Below are 3093 nucleotides of genomic sequence, written 5' to 3'. Positions count from 1 at the left end.
GTAGCCGCTTACGAGGCCGGATGCTCTCGGACCAGCACTTTTCAGTCGGAACCCTAGCATCCATTTATTGAACAATAATTGGGAGATATGCTCCCCCCGAATTTTCTACATGCAAAAATTATAATAGAAATATAATGATCGAATAGGCCTTAAGTGATTAAAATTTAATCAATTTTAGAAAAGTATCAAAATTCTAACGATTCGCCGATCATCACCGTCATCCTTTAAGAAGCCGGAATGGACAACGCACTCAGTGCTTCATTGACAACAAACAGTTTGCCTCTTATATTGCTGTATCCAAATGACTCTAGACGCTCGGTATGCTTTTGCAGATAACGCGTCGCATCTTCCATTGTTTCAAACAGATAAATTCCGCCCGCTTCCTTTTCCGTCTCGTTTTCCGTCCAAAGTTTGGAAATAAGCCCTTTTTCGTGTGCAATATCTTTCGCCAAATCGGCCATTGCCGCTGTCAGCTCATCCCCGAACGGTCCATTATGGGGAAAATCTACTTGCAGAAGGTATCTCATGTTATACTCCTTTGATTATTTAGGCAATAATAATCTGTTCAAACAAATTTGTCAACTAGGTTTACAATGTCAATCTGCTTTTTATCCTTAGAGACCAGTAAAATATTTAATCAGCTTATTCTTGACGAGCTTACGGCGCAAGGCTTTGAGGGGTTAAGCGGTGCACTGATCGTCCTTTTCCCCTACATTGATGAGTACCAGGGGATCACCGCGACCGCACTCGCTTCCAAGATAGGCTACACACGGCAGGCAATGCATAAAAATCTGCTCAAACTTGAAACCTTGCACTATATCACGTTCGAATCAGGAACCAATAAAAAAGAAAAAGCCGTTGTGCTAACGCAAAAAGGGATAGACCTGATGCAGAGTGCGACGACGTTTATTGAAAAAACGCAACAAGAACTCTCCAACCTCTTAGGCGAAAAGACTTTGCAAGAGTATATGGAGTGCCAATACCAAATATTTACCTACCTGAACGAAAAGAGTCCGGGTCGCATGACACTCTGAAATATTCGTTTACTAAGCCCCTGTACAATATCCACAGCATCTTGAATTTTCGAGAGGATTTTATACAATGAATAAACATAACCTTACCACTAAAAGATTTTTAGCTTCCGCCCTGCTCACAACCGGATTATTGGGAGCTTCTCCTGTTATCGGTGAAGAACTGATCCAGCCGGAGAGTCTGCAGACACTGCAAGAACAGGTAACGCAGCGAATCGATTCACATCTTTGCAATAAACAATTTCAGTGCAGCAAGACCGGGCTCGTCATCCAATTTTTACCGAATGAAAAAGCACACTTTATCCACCCCGAATCGGCACAAATCCTTAAGGCTGATTACACGGTCCGTTTCAACCGCCATATTGCTATCAATGTATATGAAAATCCTTCCAAAAATTTCGATTTGATGATGCATGATGTGATGATCCACTCAGAAGGTTTTGTAGCAAGTGTTAATCGTGAAGATCGATATTTTCAAAAGCTCTAATACTTCCTCATAAATTAGCAGAGATTCAACACTGCTTTTTAAAATTCTATCTACCTGCAGCAGCCATCAAAATATCATCCATGTCTAAAAAATATATAATTTAAACACCACTTTAATTTTTGTTAATAATTATTATTCATAAGATATGTTAAAATCATATTATTACATGCTAAATTAAATGAAAGAATACACTTAATGTTCGAATTGCATAGAAATATTATTCAAACTTTTATTACCGAGGACATTAAAGACATTAGTACGTATGGTGGATATAAAGGTGCCTATATTCTCAAAATAACAACAAAACGATTGCCATTAGCCGAAAAGATTGCATCGTATTGTGAAAGTCTTGGTGGAGATGCTGTGGTAAAAGAAAATCATAATCTAGTTCAGTTTGAGGTATATTGTATTGCCGAGGACCCATCGGTATACAATATAAAAAGTACTGAAGATTCATCGATGTATGGTCTGAAAATCAAGTAAAATTATAATAAAAATATACTGATAGGAATTACCTCAAGAAGTGTAGATGAAGCTACCTATAAAAAACAAACCATAGAAATACACAATGTATATACACTTTACTTATTAGCCAACTTAGAAACTATAGCGTCAATACTGTCAGTGAAGAGTGTATTTAGAAGAGGTTCTACATCTTTAGACGTGTAAGATGGTTTTATCCATATTCCTTGTTTTTGAGTAAATGTGAATACGTTTACCTTATCCGCTTTTGTTAGAGTTACCTCTACTATGATTTTTCCATGAAGATTTTCATTCAATTTATCAGTATCATTATAAATGAGCTGGATATCTTTAATTTTTACATCTATTTTTGTATTCGCATCTGCAGGATTATTGACCATGTTGAACATAGCAGCTTTTAATACCTTAGTAAGTCCCTCTTTATATCTGTCTGCAAAATCTACATGGCTGTATAACTTTGTAGTTACGTAACCATTTGCTTCTACATATCCTATTGAAGTCTTATCTGCTCTTATATCTGTGACCGATAAAAAAGAAATATTATTTCGATCCTCTGTCGTTTTACTCAAGGAATGGGCTTTATAGGATGAAAGCTCTATTGCTTCATTTTTATATGAACATCCGCTCATTAAGACGACAACGGCAACCAAACTATATAATTTATTCATATCAGTTCCTCTATAAAATTTAAAAATATGCACAATCACTCCAACAATTATGCCCAAGATAAACCAATGCATAGACAACCTCAATGTCCGTTAATTAGTGCCCTGCTCTGATACAGTTATTACATTTTAAGAAGCACCAAAATCAGCTTTGCTATACCTTTTTGTCAACCTGCAAAAATCGTAAAAATCACTCAGCATCAAATAGCGGAACTCGATATCTTCAAATTGTTTCTTCATGACGGGTTCGCCTTGCACAAAGTATTTCACATCTTTTTGAAACTCTTTTGGATACTCCAGCTTTTCGGCCTGCAGCGATGAGAAACACTCCACGAAATCCACAAAAAGTTTGATTACGATTTCATCTTTCTCCTGCGATCTGTGTTCGAGAAAATCCGTAATTTCGTCAAATCTCTCACATATACCT

General features: G+C 36.9%; 6 protein-coding genes. 3 read left to right on the top strand and 3 right to left on the bottom strand.

Annotated features, from left to right (window positions below; all coding sequences use genetic code 11):
- Positions 1-224: 224 nt before the first annotated feature.
- The gene (locus tag WAO38_RS07145) at positions 225-527 is read right to left on the bottom strand and encodes a monooxygenase (RefSeq protein WP_422235711.1); all 303 of its coding nucleotides are present in this window, start codon (positions 525-527) and stop codon (positions 225-227) included.
- 66 nt (positions 528-593) lie between these two features.
- Between WAO38_RS07145 and WAO38_RS07140 the strand changes: the two genes are divergently transcribed.
- The 3 genes from WAO38_RS07140 (at position 594) to WAO38_RS07130 (ending at position 2001) form a co-directional block, all read left to right on the top strand.
- Complete coding sequence (locus WAO38_RS07140) at positions 594-1034, top strand: MarR family winged helix-turn-helix transcriptional regulator (protein ID WP_422235709.1); 441 nt, start codon at positions 594-596, stop codon at positions 1032-1034.
- 67 nt (positions 1035-1101) lie between these two features.
- On the top strand, positions 1102-1518 hold the full coding sequence (locus WAO38_RS07135; protein ID WP_422235708.1) for a hypothetical protein: 417 nt from the start codon (positions 1102-1104) through the stop codon (positions 1516-1518).
- A gap of 195 nt (positions 1519-1713) precedes the next feature.
- Positions 1714-2001 (top strand): hypothetical protein, encoded by a 288-nt coding sequence (locus WAO38_RS07130; RefSeq protein WP_422235706.1) that lies wholly within the window; start codon positions 1714-1716, stop codon positions 1999-2001.
- Positions 2002-2099: 98 nt separating this feature from the next.
- Here WAO38_RS07130 and WAO38_RS07125 read toward each other — a convergent pair whose 3' ends face one another.
- The gene (locus WAO38_RS07125; RefSeq protein WP_422235704.1) at positions 2100-2669 is read right to left on the bottom strand and encodes a YajG family lipoprotein; all 570 of its coding nucleotides are present in this window, start codon (positions 2667-2669) and stop codon (positions 2100-2102) included.
- A gap of 126 nt (positions 2670-2795) precedes the next feature.
- On the bottom strand, positions 2796-3093 hold a 298-nt coding region (locus WAO38_RS07120; RefSeq protein WP_422235702.1), incomplete at its 5' end, for a hypothetical protein.

Origin of the sequence: Sulfuricurvum sp. (genome assembly GCF_049277495.1) — a bacterium.
Taxonomy (GTDB): Bacteria; Campylobacterota; Campylobacteria; order Campylobacterales; family Sulfurimonadaceae; genus Sulfuricurvum.
The sequence above is the reverse complement of the archived record's forward strand: the minus strand, read 5'-3'. Positions and strand labels throughout refer to the sequence as shown.

What these genes read in the sequence shown, in the direction of transcription:
- WAO38_RS07145 (WP_422235711.1), bottom strand. Translation starts at nt 527, where the DNA reads ATGAGATACCTTCTGCAAGTAGATTTTCCCCATAATGGACCGTTCGGG.
- WAO38_RS07140 (WP_422235709.1), top strand. Translation starts at nt 594, where the DNA reads ATGTCAATCTGCTTTTTATCCTTAGAGACCAGTAAAATATTTAATCAG.
- WAO38_RS07135 (WP_422235708.1), top strand. Translation starts at nt 1,102, where the DNA reads ATGAATAAACATAACCTTACCACTAAAAGATTTTTAGCTTCCGCCCTG.
- WAO38_RS07125 (WP_422235704.1), bottom strand. Translation starts at nt 2,669, where the DNA reads ATGAATAAATTATATAGTTTGGTTGCCGTTGTCGTCTTAATGAGCGGA.
- WAO38_RS07130 (WP_422235706.1), top strand. Translation starts at nt 1,714, where the DNA reads ATGTTCGAATTGCATAGAAATATTATTCAAACTTTTATTACCGAGGAC.